A 16,453-nucleotide genomic window follows, 5' to 3' on the forward strand; every position below is an offset into this window, starting at 1 on the left:
AAAAACACTATAACAGGCTACAAAGGTATTGGAGGGTTACAAACCCGTGGAAAATGTAGAGAAGGGTATCCAAAGTCTGCATTCATTAGATAAACTGAGTCTCATGGCTTTACTGCCATGAGACTCAGTTTATTTCCTTTTTTGAAAGTGTATAATTTATTTCCATAAAAAACTCCAATCTTGTTTTTGTATATGTAGTTGCGATGCAGAAAAAATAGTGAGTATAATTTTTGAATACATGTATTGAAATACATCAAAGACAGAATTTTGTAATTTTTTATTGAAAAAATGCACAGACAATTGCAATCAAAATATATAGATATGGTTCTAATTTAATAGCCAAATTATCACTGGAACAAATATCAATTACTGTTTTATTGGCAAATTTACTAAAAATATTTTTTACAATGTTAAAAATTATCCAACCACAGATAGCTCCTATAATATTCATTATTATATCATCAATATCAGTAGTTCGAGAAGTTGTAAACAGTTGGCTAACTTCAATAAAAACGGTAAAAAATAATCCATAACAAAAGGTTAACTTTAAGTTACGATATTTTTTCCATAGAGTTGGCAGGAGAAATCCGAAAGGTATAAATAATACAATGTTAAGTATATTTGTAATGTCAAATCCATCTTTGAATGGCACTAAATTTATATGAGGATTAAATATTGGTTTGTTTATGCTTAAACAAAATTTCCATTGGGATAAAGATGGAAAGCCTACTAATATTAAAGTAATCATAAGATAGAATATAAAAAAGTATCCAAATAAATAATGGTGCCATGGTATTTCCCTTTTTAAATGTTTTATATTTTTACTTATGATGGTATTTAATAAAGTCACTAAAAAAAATGATATTATTAACATTACAAGACTCATTATTGGATTCATCTTTTTTCTCCTTTCGATGGATAATAACATATTTAATAAATTGTTTTCTAATGTTATAAAAGAGTAAATTGGAAACAAATTCTTAAAATAATTATACTGCAATATTAAGATTTGAAACATATAACAAATTGTAAAATTTTTATATTCTAAAATAAAATTCCAAATAACGGATATTAAAAAAATCTATATTAGAGCTACTATGTATGTTATCATATTGAAGTTAATAAATTTAGAATTTTAGGGAGGGATTTTTTTAATGACAGGAAAAACACATGCAGCAGTAGGCATTTGTGCAGCAGCTTTTATATTAGTGCCAAAAGTGGATATAAAAACAGCTATGCTCGGGTTAGGATTTTGTATTATAGGATCTTATGCTACAGATGCAGATTTAAAGGTATCTAAAGCAGGTCATGTAATTAGTGATGCTGTTTATGCAGGAATTATATTATCAATTTTATATCTAATGTTAACCTTTAAAATGCATTATAATGTACTAGCTCTAGTTGGAAGGGATATGCCTAGTCAAGGTAAAATTGTAGGTGCTTTACTTATAATTGGTTCAATAATTCTTGGTAGAATTACAGGACATAGAAAATATATGCACAGTCTAATTGGATTTTTCGTTATGACCATGGGCGTATGGCTAATTGCAGGAAACTTTGTCATTTGGTTTGGACTTGGATATGCTCTACATATGATAATAGACCTTTTAAATGAAAAGCCTGAAGCTTTATTATTCCCATTAAAGAATGGAAAGCTTTGTTTTTCAATATGTAAATCAAGGGGACTTGCTAATTGGTTAATATCAACAGTAGCATATGTTGGATTTTTATATAAAATCACATCGATTTATAATCTTGAATATTTACAGAGAGTTTTTGTTAAATAAGAGTTGTGTTCGCAGCCCTTATTTTTTTATATTAGATTTATTAATTCCTGCAATCAACAAAAAACGAGTGGTTCTCCTAGTTTTTTTGTCTTGTTCAATCAGATTTCCTGTATTTGTGTTTAATTTCAAAGCTTTAGCCATTTCTCTCGTAGATGGAAGTTTGCCATTAGAGTTGAATTTTCCATTTATTATACCTAGTCTTATATAATCCATAGGTCCGTAAAATTTGTATATTGAAAGGCGGTTTCAATAGCGCTAGAATTTGAATCTTTTGACTGATAAATAATAGTAATAGTATTTACACCTATATTATAAGGAATTTTCAAAACAAATATCTTTCTAAAATTTTTTGAAATTAAGTGAATTTATGTATATAATAAAAGCTATAACCACAGTTTTATACCATATGCAGCTTATTTATCTATATCATCAGTAATTCCTTTTCTTATTCATAAATAAAATTTCAAGGGAGGTATTTTATAATGTCAAATGAAACGGCTATATGGAAAGAATATTGCAAAAATATAAATGGAGAATACTCTGGGAGGTCACTAAAATATAGTTGTACAATAAATTTAAAATATAAGGATTTAGATGTTATTTATAATTTAATATCTATAAATAGAGGTTTGTATTCCTATTTTTCAAAAATCAATATAAATATAAATAATAAGGGTAACTTTAAATTTTTATTTGCACGTAAAACTAATCCTGGTTTTTATTTAGGACCATATGGAATGCCCAGTGTTATAAGAGCATTAAAATAAAATAAAATCAAATCAAATACTTCAATTGATAAAAAGTATAATATAAAAACAAATAATGTAGAACTTTTTAATGAATTTTTCAGTGAAGATAAGTTTGATATATTAAATCATTTGCCAATCCTTTGTTTTGAAATCACCAATAACACGGTGTACTTATTAATTAATAATGATTTAACTGATAACAATGACTTTATGAGTACGTATAGACAAGGTTGTTCTTTAATAGATAGTTTAAAAGAAAAAGGAATCATTGCATAGTTATGACGAAGATTTATAATAAATTAAATGAAACTTCAATTGATTATATAATTAAATGTAATAATATAACTAAAGTATATAAAAACAAGTTTACATCATTAGATAACGGTTAAGTTAATATAAAATTTGTACAGATAATATAATGATTACTGAACACTGATGACTTTTTACAATAGTTAATCCTCTAATAATTTGCCGTTAAATAACAGTTTAAAGTAAGTTAGTAAATAAATGACAAGTATTGTGAAAAAAAATATATCTTTTACGAGAAAAGGTATATTAACATAAAAATATAAAGCATCACTTGCAATTAATAATAAAATATCAAAAACAATAATTTTACTTTTATATTTTACATTTTTTATAGAATTGTTTTTTATTACTAATAAAATACCACCTATTAGAGCACATGTAATCCAAAAATACCGCATATCCTTAAATAGACTAAGAGATCTTATTGAACAAAACAAAAAAACGTAAGTAAGTATTGAGATTGATTTGAATTTTGAAAAATTTACAATTTTTAATTTGTTTAAAATACTCATATCAACACACCTCGTATTTTATAAATATTTTTAATTATAAATCATATGAAAAAAATAATCTATATAACTTATCATTTCAATTTTGGAAATCTTTCAAAAGTTGATAACCATTTCATTTATTAGTATCGGGGGCTTAATATATATCTAATGATAAAGGTGTTAAAAAATTACAAATCTGTGGTAAATGCAGAGAAGGGTATCCAAAGTCTGTATTCATTAGATAAAATGAGCCTCATGGCCTAATTTGGCATGAGGTCTATTTTGTTTACAAAAAATTCACCTTGACAAGTTGTACCTATTACTGTTAAAATAATATGTTTATTTGACAACAGGCAATTTTGGGGTTATAATGTATTTGTGGAAAGAGGGTGCTTCGTGTGGAAAAAGTGAACGTTTTAGATTCCATCAAGAGAAATATTGAGGACCATTTAGGCCAGAAGGTTGTTTTGAAGGCAAATAATGGTAGGAAGAGAGTGGTTGTCAATAATGGAATTATAGAAAAGACATATCCAAGTATATTTGTTGTTAGATTAGAATCCGACACCCAAAGGAAAGTGACATATAGTTATTCAGATGTATTAACAAAGACAGTACAGTTGGATTTTGCAGTATAAAAAAGATGTTATCGAAGGGTTAAACCTTCGATAACATCTTTTTAATTTTAGCATTATAGAAATTTATATGTTAATTAATTTAGCGCAAATAAAAAGAAAGATGGTGGGTTCCATCTTTCAACTATGGTATAAAAGGGTATTGAGAATTTATGAGAGGTTATATGGTCAATAACCATTTCCTATAATACGTCATTTTTTTTATCTTGTCAATAATTTTGAGAGATTTATGTCATAAATTGAAGTAATTTTTTATCTTCATATAAAATAAAAGTATCATATATTATCATAAAATTTTATATATATTATACTAGGTATTTTGTAGGAGGGATAACATATGAGTATAGAACTTGTTAAGGAAAATATAGAGTATGAACAATTTTTAGGCGAGAACACTGCGGACACTGTAGTAAAAGAAGAATATATTATACCAGATACTGAACCAGATGTATTAAAAATACTTACAGTTGACGCAAAACCTACTGTTTTAAGTAAAGAAGTGATGCAGGACAAGGTTTACTTAGAAGGTCAAGTAGAATTTGACGTCTTATATCTTGGTAAAGTTGATGATAGGACAGAAGTATGTGGTGTTTCTTATTCAGCTAAATTTACAAATTATGTAGAGCTTGAAGGTGCAATGCATAAAATGTTATCAAATGCGGAAGCAAATGTAGAACATATGAATTGTACAGCCATAAATGAGAGAAAAATTGCGGTGGAAGGGATAATCCAATTAAGGTCAGAAGTTTATTCAAAAAGTGGATTAGATATAGTAAAAGATGTTGAAGGGCTTGATAATGTTCAGTTTTTAAAAAATTCTACGTCTATTGATAGAACTGTTTCAAATACGACTGCTAGTGTTATTGCAAAGTCAAATATGCAAATTCCAATGGATAAACCTCAGATTCTTAATATATTGAAGTGTGATATTAACATTCATAAGAAGCAAGTAAAGGTATTAGAAGGAAAAATACAGATAGAAGCATTTTCAAAGTTTGATATACTGTACAAAGCAAAAGACACTGGAAATATAGTTCATTTATCAGATGATGTACTTATAAATCAAGATGTGGAGGATGAAAGTGTAAATTCTACTATGAATGCATATGCTGATTTTGATTTAGATGCTGTAGAATACAATGTAAAAGAGGACGATTTAGGGGAAAACAGAATTCTTGACATTGAAGCTTTAATAAAAATTAATATAAAGACTGAAAGTAAATTAGATATGGAAGTTATAGAGGATGCCTATTCACCAGATCTGAATATAAAAATTGAGAAACAAAATTATAGGTTGAATTTAATATATGGACAATCGACAGTTGAAACCATAGTAAAAGAAAACATAGATACCAATAAGGAATCAGGTACACCTGCTGAGGTTATATTTATAAATGGAAAAGTTGCAATAACGGATAAGAAACTTGTGGAAGACAAGGCTCTAATTGAAGGTATAGTTAAAGCTTCAGTAATATACAGAACTGAGAGCGATAAGATTGGTGCATTAGAGGAAGATGTACCATTTAATATAAGCGTAGACATACCAGGTTCTAAAATCGAAATGACGTCTAGTGCTAGAGGGAGCCTTGAAAATATAGAAGCAACAGTAGAAGCTGACACTATAGCAGTTAAAGCAATTTTATCTGTTGGTGTAAAAGTAAATTACAATGCCCACAAAGATTTTCTTGTTAATATTGAAACTTTAGATGAAGAAAGGCCTAGAAAGAAGGCAAGTATAACCATATATACTACACAATCAGGGGATACCTTATGGAAAATAGCAAAAACATACTATACTACTATTGAGGATATAACTAGACTTAATAATATAGAAAACCCTGATTACATTTTACCTGGTCAGAAGTTAATAATACCTGGAAGAGCAGTAGTTTAAGAGAAATTTATTAATACTTATTAGTGTATTGAGGGATTGCATAACTATGAGGAAAAGAGGTTTCAGCAATGCAAGGCAATCTCTTAATATTAGCAATATATATTACCTAAATAACAAATCCTCCTTATTTTACAACCTGTTTTATGCATAATTATAAAAAAATAATACAATAATATTTTTTATTTGGTATAATGTTTTTGTAGTTTATTAAATAATAATTATAGTCAAAAATAGAATTAAAAAACAAACGTTAATTTTTAAAACAATTAGGGGGATTTACTTTGTTTAACGGTAATAATAATAGCAATATAGAAAAAGCAAATATTTTAAGTCAGGCACTACCATATATACAAGAATACAATGGTAAAACCGTTGTAATAAAATATGGTGGAAATGCGATGATTAATGAGGAATTAAAGGATACAGTTATTAAAGATATAGTTTTACTAAATTATGTTGGGATAAAAGTCGTAGTAGTACATGGCGGTGGACCAGATATAAATGAATTTTTAAAAAAGATAGGTAAGGTTAGTGAATTTGTAAATGGTTTAAGAGTTACAGATGAGGAAACAATAGATGTGGTTCAAATGGTACTTGCAGGAAAAGTTAATAAAGAAATTGTATCTCTAATTGACAAAAATGGTGGAAAAGCCATTGGATTATGTGGAATAGATGCAAATCTTTTAAAAGCAAAAAAACTACAAATGCCAAATGGAGTAGATATAGGTTATGTTGGTGATATAGTAGATGTAAATGATGAAATTATTCAGCATTGTTTAAATGGTGGGTATATTCCAGTTATATCAACCGTTGCGCTTGGACAAGATGATGGTAAAGTATATAATGTGAATGCGGACTTGGCTGCGGCTAAAATAAGTGTTAAGCTAAAAGCAGAAAAGTTCATATTAATTACTGATGTACCTGGATTATTAAGGAACTCAAAAGATGAAAAATCACTAATATCTGAACTTAAAGTCGATGACATCCAAAATCTTATTAATGATAAAATTATTACAGGAGGCATGATTCCTAAAATAAAGTGTTGTGAAGAAGCAGTTAAAGGTGGGGTTCATAAAACTCATATAATAGATGGAAGGGTGTCTCACTCATTAATACTTGAAATGTTTTCACATGAAGGTGTGGGTACTATGATTTTATAATACACATTGAAAAAATAACAATTCAATAATGATGAAAATTGTTATATAAACTTTAACTTGGAGGAAAAATTATGCTATTGAAAGCCTATGCAAAAATTAATATATCTCTAGATGTAATTGGGAAAAGGAAAGATGGATATCATTTGCTTAAAATGATAATGCAATCTATAGATTTATATGATTTAATAGAGTTTAATGAAGCTAAAGAAGGTATAAATATAACCTGTGACAGGCAGTACATACCAACAGATGATAGAAATATTGCATATAAAACTGCAAAGCTTTTTTTAGATACATATAAAATTAAAGCGGGAATAGATATTAATATAAAAAAGAATATACCAGTTTCAGCAGGATTAGCAGGTGGAAGCACTGACGGTGCAGCAGTTTTAAAGGCTATGAGATCTATTTTTAAAGTTAACATATCAGATAAGGAACTTATGGATTTAGGACTAAAAATTGGTGCTGATATACCATATTGCATTACAGGTGGAACTGCATTGTGTGAAGGAATAGGAGAAAAAATAAAACCACTTAAACCCTTCAGAGAAAAAATATTAGTTTTAGTAAAACCAAACTTTGGAGTTTCCACAAAAGAGGTATATAAAAATTTTGATTTATCAAAGGTTTATAAACATCCAGACACAGAACTTTTGATAGAAGCTATGGCTAAAGAGGATTTAAACTATGTAAGCTTAAATATGAAAAATCTTCTGGAAAATGTTACGCTGAGGAGACATTCTGTACTTAGAGAAATTAAAGATGATATGATAAAATATGAAACCCTAGGTTCAATGATGAGTGGAAGTGGACCTACTATATTTGGTTTTTTTGATGATATGTTAAAAGCACAAGATTGTTTTCTACATATGAAAGAGAAATATAATGAGGTGTATATAACGAGGACCATATGATAAAGACGTGTACAATATAAAGAAATTGCTAAGCAAAGGCTAAAGAATTTTATCATAGCTAAAGCTAGATAAAAAGATTAAAGAAAGCCTTCGGCTAGATGAAAGATTTGACGATTCCAAGGCCGTCAAAGGTGATAGAAGTTACTTACGTAACAGGCTAAGGAAAATTTTCCTCCTACGTCAGAAAAATAATAAATTTATATGTCTTAGTATTTAAATATAACTCAAATATGTATTTTAACCGCAGGTTGTGCTTTTGGGCGTAGCCTGTGGTGTTAACATTATGGTTAACATTGTAATAAATACTTATGCATTGAATATCACAACCTTCGGTCAAAAAAATTAGGGCAATATATTTAGATTATAGATTTAAGTTCAGAGATTTTTCACGGCATAGTGTAGAAAAATCATCCTAAACCTTTTGCTGCAAGCAAATTCTCTCACCATTAACGATATCATCGTTAATTCTTTAAATTTGCCACGCTGGCAATCTTTCATCTTTTTACTCACGTAGTAGAGTAAAATTCTTTAACCAGTAATTCGCAATTTATCACGGGTATTCACTAGTATATAAATTTTATAATGTTCTATTTGCGAGTGGGTATAAGTATCTTATCCCCACAAAGCACATCTCTTTTTAATAAATTTTTCTTTTTAATAAAGTCTATAGTAAGCCAAGGATTACATTCGGGCAAAAACCTATATGAAAGATTTAAAAGGGTATCTCCTTCCTCGATTACATATAGTATGTAATCTGCACTGAAACATATATACAATTCATATAATCTTATAAAAAAAATTGAAGATATAAATATAATATTTAGTAAAACTGAAAGTAATATGCCATGTACTACATTAGAAATATTATATTTTATTGATGAGAAAATTATTGAAAACTCCAATACAGCTATACAAGATATGGTAACCTTTAAAGTCCTGTTCTCTTCCATTGTCATTGGATATTTAAAAAATGACAAATTCATGATTTTTCACCCCTAAAAAGAAGTATTGACATGAAATGAAATTTTAAACATGGTAGCGAAGGATAAAGGCTTTAAGTGAACAGATAAGAGATTATATTTTTATAAAGATATAATCTCTTATTTGTTTTAAAGGTGAATATAAAAAAAAAATATGGTAATAATTAGAAATATAATAATATAGGGGGTGTAGATTTGAAAAAAATAATTACAGTAATAATAATATTATCAACTATTACATTTATAATTTTCAACTATAATAATGGGGAAGCTTATGGTGAAAACAGTAAAGGTGTTAATAATCAAAAAAGCATAGCCAGCAAGATAATAAGATTTCATGTTTTAGCAAATAGTGATTCAAATGAAGATCAGGCATTAAAACTTAAAGTTAGGGACAAGGTATTAGCATTTATAGCACCTAAAATGAGTTCCAGTAAAGATATTAATGAATCCAGAAATATATTAAAAAAATATAATAATGAGATACAGGAAATTTCACAAGAGGTAGTCAGAGAAAATGGATATAATTATTCTGTAAAAACAGAGTTAAATGAAGATTATTTTCCTATAAAAACTTATGGTGATATAACACTGCCACAGGGAAGTTATGAAGCATACAGGATATTAATCGGCTCGGCTAAAGGACACAATTGGTGGTGTGTAATGTTTCCTCCGCTTTGCTTTACGGATATTACAAAGGGGAATGTTGAGGTAGAAAAAACACAAAATGAAATGAAAAAAGTACTGACCAAAGAAGAATATGATACAGTTGATAATTCAAAAATTGACCAAAACAAGATAGTAGTAAAATTTAAACTTAAAGAAGAAATAGATAAATTTATAGTTTGTGTCAAGGATAAATTTAAAAAAGAATAGTAAACTTAATGTTGTACTATTCCTTTTCATCTTTCATGACGGCTATTTCACGTTTTCTTATTAGATTATTTATTAAGTTAAATATATCTCTACAGGAACTTGGCTTTGAAAATTTTTTAGATTTATTTTTCATATCTTGTAGTTTGCTAGGTGATAATATTAAATTTTCTATTATGTTCTTACAGTCGGTTCCATCGCCGAGGGTTATAGCTAGGTTATGTTTTAGTAAAAATTCCTCGTTCTTTTTTTCTTGACCTGGTATGGGAGAAAAAAGAGCTAACGGAACATTTGAAATAAAAGCTTCTGTTATAGTAAGGCCTCCAGGTTTTGTTAAAAGAAGATCACTGCATTGCATATATTTGTTAACATTTTCTGTAAAACCCAATATACTTGTGGGTACATTTGAATTTTGTTTTAAGTTCATGAGCTCAGTGTATAATTTTTTATTATTACCAGCAATAACAATTATTTGAATGTCCAATGTAAGCTTTGAAATTTGCGAATAGACACTTGCAATTTTACCTATTCCAAGACTTCCACCCATAATTAATATTGTTTTTTTATCAGGATTTAGACCAATCTCTGATAAAACTTCATTTTTATCATATTTTTTAAAAAATTCAGAACTTACAGGTATACCAAAATCAAATATTGATTCCCTGTTAACACCTCTTAAAACCATCTCTTCTTTCATATCGCTATTAGACACTACATATGAATCCACATTTGGATGTATCCAAGAGTTGTGTGGAGCATAATCCGTAAGTATACAAATCATAGGAATATCAAATTTATTTTCCTGTTTTAATATTGAAACCATTTCAGTTGGAAATGGATGAGTGCAGATTATAATATCTGGCTTATATTCTTGTATAGTTGGCAATAACTTATAAGACATAATTTCGTTTAGTTTATTTGTTACAGAGGTTATTCCATCATCCTTTTCAGTAGACTTATATAATTTACCAAAAAGTGAAGGGGTAATTTTTATAGTTTTTAAATAACCGCCAATCAGTAATGTGTTTAAAAAAGGATTTATATATTTTATTGTGTCCAATATTTCAATATCTGAATTTGGCTCAAATTTTAAAATATAGTTTTTTAGTGCAAGGGATGCATGAATATGCCCACCACCTGCTGATACTGAAAGTATTAAAGCTCGCATTATTTTCACCTTTCAATTTAAAATTAACTGTAAGAATACAAGTTAATTATACACTATAAATATAGAATAAATTATATATTTATTTATTTTTAATAAAACATTATTTTAAAAGCACAGTTGAAGTGAATAACAATATTTAAATTAGAGATAATAAACATAAATCCTATAAATAAAAGGAGGTGGAAGTGGAATCTATGAAAAGTAGCTTAAAAAGAATAATATACACATTTATAGTAACATTAATAGTAGTGTTTTCAAGTACTTTTGCAATTTTAATGACTCTGGAACGGAACGATTATAGAAATTATTTAATGGGAGATTATAATAAAAATATGTATCAACTAATAAGCTCTGTTGAAAACATTGAAAGCAATCTTTCCAAAGTTCCAATACTTGGATCAAGGGAGCAGGTAGTTGTTGCTTTTGAAGAAATATTTAGATATTCCTCAATGGCAAATGATAAGTTACATTCTCTTCCAATTGATCAGCAAAAGCTAAATGGTACGAGTAAGTTTTTAACTCAAGTAGGAGATTTTTGTTACGCGCTTGGCAATAATTTTAATAGTGGAAATGAACTAGCAGACAGGGATGTAGAAAGATTAGAAATTTTAAAAAATGAGGCCTCAAAACTTGAGACGAATCTAAAAGATGTGCAAAATAACATCAATTCAGGAGAAATAAAGTGGGGGGAGATTAGACAAAAGGCAACTGGTGTGCTTTCAAATAGCTATGATAATACCATAGCAAGTAAATTTGAAAATATCCAGAAACAAGTTATACAATATCCTGCATTGGTTTATGATGGGCCATTTTCAGATAATACATTGGAGATAAAACCAAAGATAAATGAATCTCCTAGTATTTCTTTAAGTAAAGCGGAAGAAGTTTTAAAAAATGCTATTGGAAAGGATAAAATTCAAGAAATAGTTAGAAACAAGGACGTAAACTCACAAAAGATACCTTGTTATAGTTTTAAAGTAAACATTAAGAATAGAAAAGAATATGTAGATTGTGAAGTTACCAAAAAAGGCGGCATGGTTTATTATATATTGGATAATAGAAATGTTAAGGAAAAAAAGATTGATATAAATAGAGCTCAAAAAATAGGTGAGGATTATCTTACAAAAATAGGCTATAAAAATATGAAACCTACATATTATCTCATTTATAATAACTCAGCAACAATAAATTATATATATAATGTTCAAGATGTATCTGTATATAGCGAACAGGTTAAAGTAAACATCGCATTAGATAATGGAGATGTAATTGGAGTAGAGGCTGGAAAGTATTTAACGGCACATGATGAAAATCGAAAAATTGAAAAACCTTTAATATCACAGGATAAAGCAAGAGAAAGCTTAAGTAAAAGACTCAATATAAGTTCTGTAAAACTTGCAATTGTACCTACTGAATTTAATACAGAAGTATTGTGTTATGAATTTAATGGAAGTTATAATGAAAACAAGTTTATTGTGTATATAAATGCTAAAACAGGTACAGAAGTTAAAATCCTTCAAATAAGAGATACTCCAAATGGAAAATTAACGATATGATATAATAAAGAAAAAACCACGAATATATAATTTTTATATTTTCGTGGCTCTTTTTTTTATTGTATATGTCAAGTAGAATATATGTATAAATATTATTGCTAAAACTAATAAAAATTATTAAACTATAAAAAGGAAGTTTATTAAGGAGAGATTTGATATGAAAAAGAAAATTGCTATATTATTTGGAGGAAAATCTACTGAACATGAGGTTTCAAGAGTTTCTGCTGCATCTGTTTTAAGAAATATAGACATTTCAAAATATGATGTTTACCCTATTGGAATAACTAAAGCTGGAGAATGGCTTGAATATAAAGGCAGCATAGATAAGATAGAAAATGGAGAATGGGAGAAAGATGAATTTTATAAAGTACAAGATGGACAAAAACTTTTATTTGATAAGGGAGTAGAGGTTGTTTTCCCAGTACTTCATGGTCTTTGCGGAGAAGATGGAACAGTTCAAGGCTTATGCAGGCTTCTAGATATACCTTGTGTTGGACCTAATGTTATGTCATCTGCAGTATGTATGGATAAAGTATACACTAAATATGTGCTTGAACATTTTGAAATAAAACAAGCGGATTATGTTATAGTAACATCAGCTAAGTACGATAAGGAAAAAGATGCGATTATAGAACAAATTGAAACAAAATTAGGATATGATGTATTTATTAAACCTTCAAATAGCGGGTCATCAGTAGGGATTACAAAAGCGCATAATAGGGAAGAATTAATAGAGGGATTAATAGAAGCATTAAAATATGATAGAAAAATATTAGTTGAAAAGGCTATAAATGCAAGAGAAGTTGAAGTTGCGGTACTTGGTAATGATAACCCAATAGCTGCTGTTCCGGGAGAAATTTTACCAGCAAAAGAGTTTTATGATTATGAAGCAAAATATGAAGATGCAGAATCAAGACTTTTAATACCCGCTGATATGAAGGATAATGAGTTAGAGGAAGTTAGAGAACTTGCTATTAAAATATATAGTGCACTAGATTGTGCGGGAATGGCAAGAGTGGATTTTTTAGTAGATAAAGATACTAATGAAATATATTTAAATGAAGTTAATACAATTCCAGGATTCACAAAGATAAGTATGTACCCTAAAATGTGGGAAGCGGCAGGAAAAGCATATAAGGATTTAATAACTGAGCTTATAGAACTTGCAATAGAGAGAAATAACAACTGATTTTAGGTGTAAGTACTGGAAATTAAGGAGCAAATTTTATGAAAAAGAAAGCTGTTATAAGTATATCTAGTGTACAAGGTAAAGAAAAAGAACCAGTATCTGTTTTAACACCAGGAGATTTCTATATTAAAGATGGAGCATATTATGCACGTTATGAAGAAACTGAGATATCTGGAATGGAAGGAACTGTTACAACCTTAAAGATAAAAAATGACGAATTGATACTTTTAAGAAAAGGAACAACTAGTGCTAGAATGCAGTTCTTAAAAGATCTAAAGAGTGTTTCAATGTATGATACGCCATATGGTACTTTGCAAATTGAAACGAATACTTTATATATAAAATCAGACGTTGATGAAAATGGAGGAGATGTTATTGTAAAATACGATATGGATATATCAGGACAAAAAGTTCCTACAACAAAACTTGAGATAAATATAAAGGTATGCTGATTTTGTTAAATATGCTTTAAAGGCACAAAAAACACCTTGTTTAAATTTGTTAGATTCTGCTAATAATTTAAATGAGGTGATTTTTTATGATGGAAGATATTAAATATGAAAAAATAATTGATATAATATGCAAATATAAAAAAATAGATAGAGGAGAAATATTTAAGATTCTTAAGAATAGAGAGTGTAAGTATTTGTTTTTACTCCTATTAAAAAAATATAAATGTATAGATGTAGAAACCATAAATAACTATTTTCCAAATTACAGTAAAAAAGCTCTTAATTATGGATTCAAAAAAGCAGAGGAAAAATTTTTCGTTAATAGGGATTTTAGAGAGACATATTTTGAGATTGAAGACGACATTGAAAAATCATTATAAAAATAAAAAAAAACATGTGGAAATAGGTAAGAATTTATGTTAGAATAGATTTTATGTTAATTGAAACACAACAAGCCCATTTTGATTTTATAGGGTAATTTCTATTATAAATTTAAATTTTGTGTTTGTCAACAGTTTTATATAAATATTTTACTTAGGAGGATTATAAATGAAAACTACAAAATATGTTTTTGTTACAGGCGGAGTAGTTTCGTCTTTAGGAAAAGGTATAACGGCAGCTTCTCTTGGAAGATTACTTAAAAATAGAGGGTTAAAAGTGTCTATTCAAAAATTTGATCCATACATCAATGTTGATCCAGGTACAATGAGTCCATATCAACATGGAGAGGTTTTTGTTACAGACGATGGTGCTGAAACAGACTTGGATCTTGGACATTATGAAAGATTTATTGATGAAAATTTAAGTAAGAACAGTAATGTTACTACAGGTAAGGTTTACTGGTCAGTACTTACAAAGGAAAGAAGAGGAGATTATCTTGGAGGAACGGTTCAAGTAATTCCACACATAACCAATGAACTTAAGGAAAGAGTTTATGCAGTTTCTAAAGATATGGATGTAGATGTTGTTATAACTGAAATTGGTGGAACTGTAGGAGATATTGAGTCACTTCCATTTTTAGAGGCTATAAGACAAATAAAAAATGAAGTTGGAACTAATAATTCATGTTTTATACATGTTACACTTGTACCTTATCTTGGTAAAGCCGGAGAGCTTAAAACAAAACCTACTCAACATTCAGTTAAAGAACTTAGAAGTATAGGAATACAACCTGACATAATAGTGTGTCGTTCTGAAAAAGAATTGTCACAATCATTAAGAGATAAAATAGGCTTATTTTGTAATATGAATGGTGATTCAGTTATACAAAATTTAGATGCTGAAAATTTATATGAGGTTCCATTACTTTTAAACAAACAAGGATTAGATGATTTAGTTTGTAAAAAATTAGAACTTAACTGCAAAGCTGTAGACAATTCAGAATGGATAGAAATGGTTCATAGAATAAAGAAATTATCTGGAGAAGTTAATATAGCTTTAGTTGGTAAATATGTAGAGTTACATGATGCTTATATTTCGGTTGCAGAGTCATTAACGCATGGCGGTTTTGCAAATGGAACTAATGTGAATATTAAATGGATAAATTCTGAAGATGTTACAAGAGAAAATGTAGGTCAAATATTAAGCGATGTAGATGGAGTCCTTGTTCCAGGAGGATTTGGGGATAGAGGAATAGAAGGTAAAATAGAAGCTACAAAATGGGCAAGAGAAAATAAAGTACCGTTCTTTGGAATTTGTCTTGGAATGCAGTGTGCAGTAATAGAATATGCAAGAGATGTTGTTGGACTTGAAGGGGCTCATAGTTCAGAGATAAATCCAGATTCCAAATATCCAGTTATAGATTTAATGCCAGACCAAAAAGACATAGACAATAAAGGTGGCACTATGAGACTTGGAAAGTATGAGTGCAAACTTGTAGCTAATACAAATGCAATGAATGCCTATGGAGAAAAGGTTATTTTTGAGAGACATAGACATAGATATGAATTTAACAATGAATTTAGAGAGCAATTAATAGAAAATGGACTTATACTAGCAGGTACAAGCCCAGATGATAGATTAGTAGAAATAGTTGAGGTTAAGGATCATCCTTGGTTTGTTGGAGTTCAGTTCCATCCTGAATTTAAATCAAGACCAAATAGACCACATCCATTATTCAGAGAATTTATAAAAGCAGCTTTAAAAAATAAATAATATGTAAGGTTGTAATTATGAAGAAAGTGCGAGGCAACTGGTTAAAGATTTTTACTCTACTGCGTGAGTAAAAAGGTGAAAGATTGCCAGAGTGGCAAGATTAAAGAATTAACGGTAATGCCGTTAATGGTGAGAGAATTTGCTT

At 28.6% G+C, this 16,453-nt stretch carries 17 protein-coding genes; 13 read left to right on the forward strand and 4 right to left on the reverse strand.

Translation table 11 applies throughout. From position 1 onward, the window contains the following. On the forward strand, positions 1 to 93 hold a 93-nt coding region (locus B8978_RS20290), incomplete at its 5' end, for a sporulation peptidase YabG (RefSeq protein WP_423236729.1). 184 nt (positions 94 to 277) lie between these two features. On the opposite strand, the gene B8978_RS18350 is transcribed toward B8978_RS20290, so the two are convergent. After that, positions 278 to 898: a VanZ family protein gene (locus tag B8978_RS18350; RefSeq protein WP_139796094.1), complete on the reverse strand. Its 621-nt coding sequence runs from the start codon at positions 896 to 898 to the stop codon at positions 278 to 280. A gap of 256 nt (positions 899 to 1,154) precedes the next feature. Here B8978_RS18350 and B8978_RS18355 point away from each other — a divergent pair, with 256 nt between their 5' ends. Further along, positions 1,155 to 1,787, forward strand: coding sequence for a metal-dependent hydrolase (locus B8978_RS18355; RefSeq protein ID WP_084117737.1), 633 nt, complete (start codon positions 1,155 to 1,157; stop codon positions 1,785 to 1,787). 18 nt (positions 1,788 to 1,805) lie between these two features. Here the strand turns inward: B8978_RS18355 and B8978_RS19565 are convergent, their stop codons facing one another. Continuing rightward, the gene (locus B8978_RS19565) at positions 1,806 to 2,000 is read right to left on the reverse strand and encodes a GntR family transcriptional regulator (protein WP_139796095.1); all 195 of its coding nucleotides are present in this window, start codon (positions 1,998 to 2,000) and stop codon (positions 1,806 to 1,808) included. Positions 2,001 to 2,269: 269 nt separating this feature from the next. On the opposite strand from B8978_RS19565, the gene B8978_RS18360 reads away from it, so the two are divergent. The 5 genes from B8978_RS18360 (at position 2,270) to ispE (ending at position 7,936) form a co-directional block, all read left to right on the forward strand. Beyond that, positions 2,270 to 2,554, forward strand: coding sequence for a hypothetical protein (locus B8978_RS18360; protein ID WP_084117738.1), 285 nt, complete (start codon positions 2,270 to 2,272; stop codon positions 2,552 to 2,554). A 1,180-nt stretch (positions 2,555 to 3,734) separates the two neighbouring features. After that, complete coding sequence (locus B8978_RS18370; protein ID WP_084117740.1) at positions 3,735 to 3,971, forward strand: Veg family protein; 237 nt, start codon at positions 3,735 to 3,737, stop codon at positions 3,969 to 3,971. Between the two features lie 334 nt (positions 3,972 to 4,305). Next, positions 4,306 to 5,862, forward strand: coding sequence for a DUF3794 and LysM peptidoglycan-binding domain-containing protein (locus tag B8978_RS18375; RefSeq protein WP_084117741.1), 1,557 nt, complete (start codon positions 4,306 to 4,308; stop codon positions 5,860 to 5,862). Between the two features lie 281 nt (positions 5,863 to 6,143). Next, the gene (gene argB / locus B8978_RS18380) at positions 6,144 to 7,022 is read left to right on the forward strand and encodes an acetylglutamate kinase (RefSeq protein ID WP_084117742.1); all 879 of its coding nucleotides are present in this window, start codon (positions 6,144 to 6,146) and stop codon (positions 7,020 to 7,022) included. Between the two features lie 71 nt (positions 7,023 to 7,093). Continuing rightward, positions 7,094 to 7,936, forward strand: a complete 843-nt coding sequence (ispE, locus tag B8978_RS18385) for a 4-(cytidine 5'-diphospho)-2-C-methyl-D-erythritol kinase (RefSeq protein ID WP_084117743.1) — start codon at positions 7,094 to 7,096, stop codon at positions 7,934 to 7,936. Positions 7,937 to 8,523: 587 nt separating this feature from the next. Here the strand turns inward: ispE and B8978_RS18390 are convergent. After that, positions 8,524 to 8,919: a hypothetical protein gene (locus B8978_RS18390; protein WP_084117744.1), complete on the reverse strand. Its 396-nt coding sequence runs from the start codon at positions 8,917 to 8,919 to the stop codon at positions 8,524 to 8,526. 192 nt (positions 8,920 to 9,111) lie between these two features. Here B8978_RS18390 and spoIIR point away from each other — a divergent pair, with 192 nt between their 5' ends. Beyond that, positions 9,112 to 9,792 carry a stage II sporulation protein R gene (gene spoIIR / locus B8978_RS18395; RefSeq protein ID WP_084117745.1) on the forward strand — a complete coding sequence of 227 codons (681 nt, stop codon included), beginning with the start codon at positions 9,112 to 9,114 and terminating at the stop codon, positions 9,790 to 9,792. A gap of 16 nt (positions 9,793 to 9,808) precedes the next feature. Here spoIIR and B8978_RS18400 read toward each other — a convergent pair whose 3' ends face one another. Beyond that, the gene (locus B8978_RS18400; protein WP_084117746.1) at positions 9,809 to 10,957 is read right to left on the reverse strand and encodes an MGDG synthase family glycosyltransferase; all 1,149 of its coding nucleotides are present in this window, start codon (positions 10,955 to 10,957) and stop codon (positions 9,809 to 9,811) included. A 194-nt stretch (positions 10,958 to 11,151) separates the two neighbouring features. Between B8978_RS18400 and ypeB the strand changes: the two genes are divergently transcribed. The 5 genes from ypeB to B8978_RS18425 all read left to right on the forward strand — a co-directional run bounded on the left by ypeB (position 11,152) and on the right by B8978_RS18425 (position 16,308). Then, entirely contained in the window at positions 11,152 to 12,513 is a 1,362-nt protein-coding gene (gene ypeB / locus B8978_RS18405) for a germination protein YpeB (RefSeq protein ID WP_084117752.1), read from the forward strand. A gap of 157 nt (positions 12,514 to 12,670) precedes the next feature. Then, positions 12,671 to 13,702 carry a D-alanine--D-alanine ligase family protein gene (locus tag B8978_RS18410; protein ID WP_084117747.1) on the forward strand — a complete coding sequence of 344 codons (1,032 nt, stop codon included), beginning with the start codon at positions 12,671 to 12,673 and terminating at the stop codon, positions 13,700 to 13,702. A 38-nt stretch (positions 13,703 to 13,740) separates the two neighbouring features. Further along, on the forward strand, positions 13,741 to 14,154 hold the full coding sequence (locus B8978_RS18415; protein WP_084117748.1) for a YwiB family protein: 414 nt from the start codon (positions 13,741 to 13,743) through the stop codon (positions 14,152 to 14,154). Between the two features lie 86 nt (positions 14,155 to 14,240). Further along, complete coding sequence (locus tag B8978_RS18420; protein WP_084117749.1) at positions 14,241 to 14,534, forward strand: ribose-5-phosphate isomerase; 294 nt, start codon at positions 14,241 to 14,243, stop codon at positions 14,532 to 14,534. Between the two features lie 169 nt (positions 14,535 to 14,703). Beyond that, positions 14,704 to 16,308: a CTP synthase gene (locus tag B8978_RS18425; protein ID WP_084117750.1), complete on the forward strand. Its 1,605-nt coding sequence runs from the start codon at positions 14,704 to 14,706 to the stop codon at positions 16,306 to 16,308. Positions 16,309 to 16,453 lie beyond the last annotated feature (145 nt).

Origin of the sequence: Clostridium acidisoli DSM 12555, from assembly GCF_900176305.1 — a bacterium.
GTDB lineage: Bacteria > Bacillota > Clostridia > Clostridiales > Clostridiaceae > Clostridium_I > Clostridium_I acidisoli.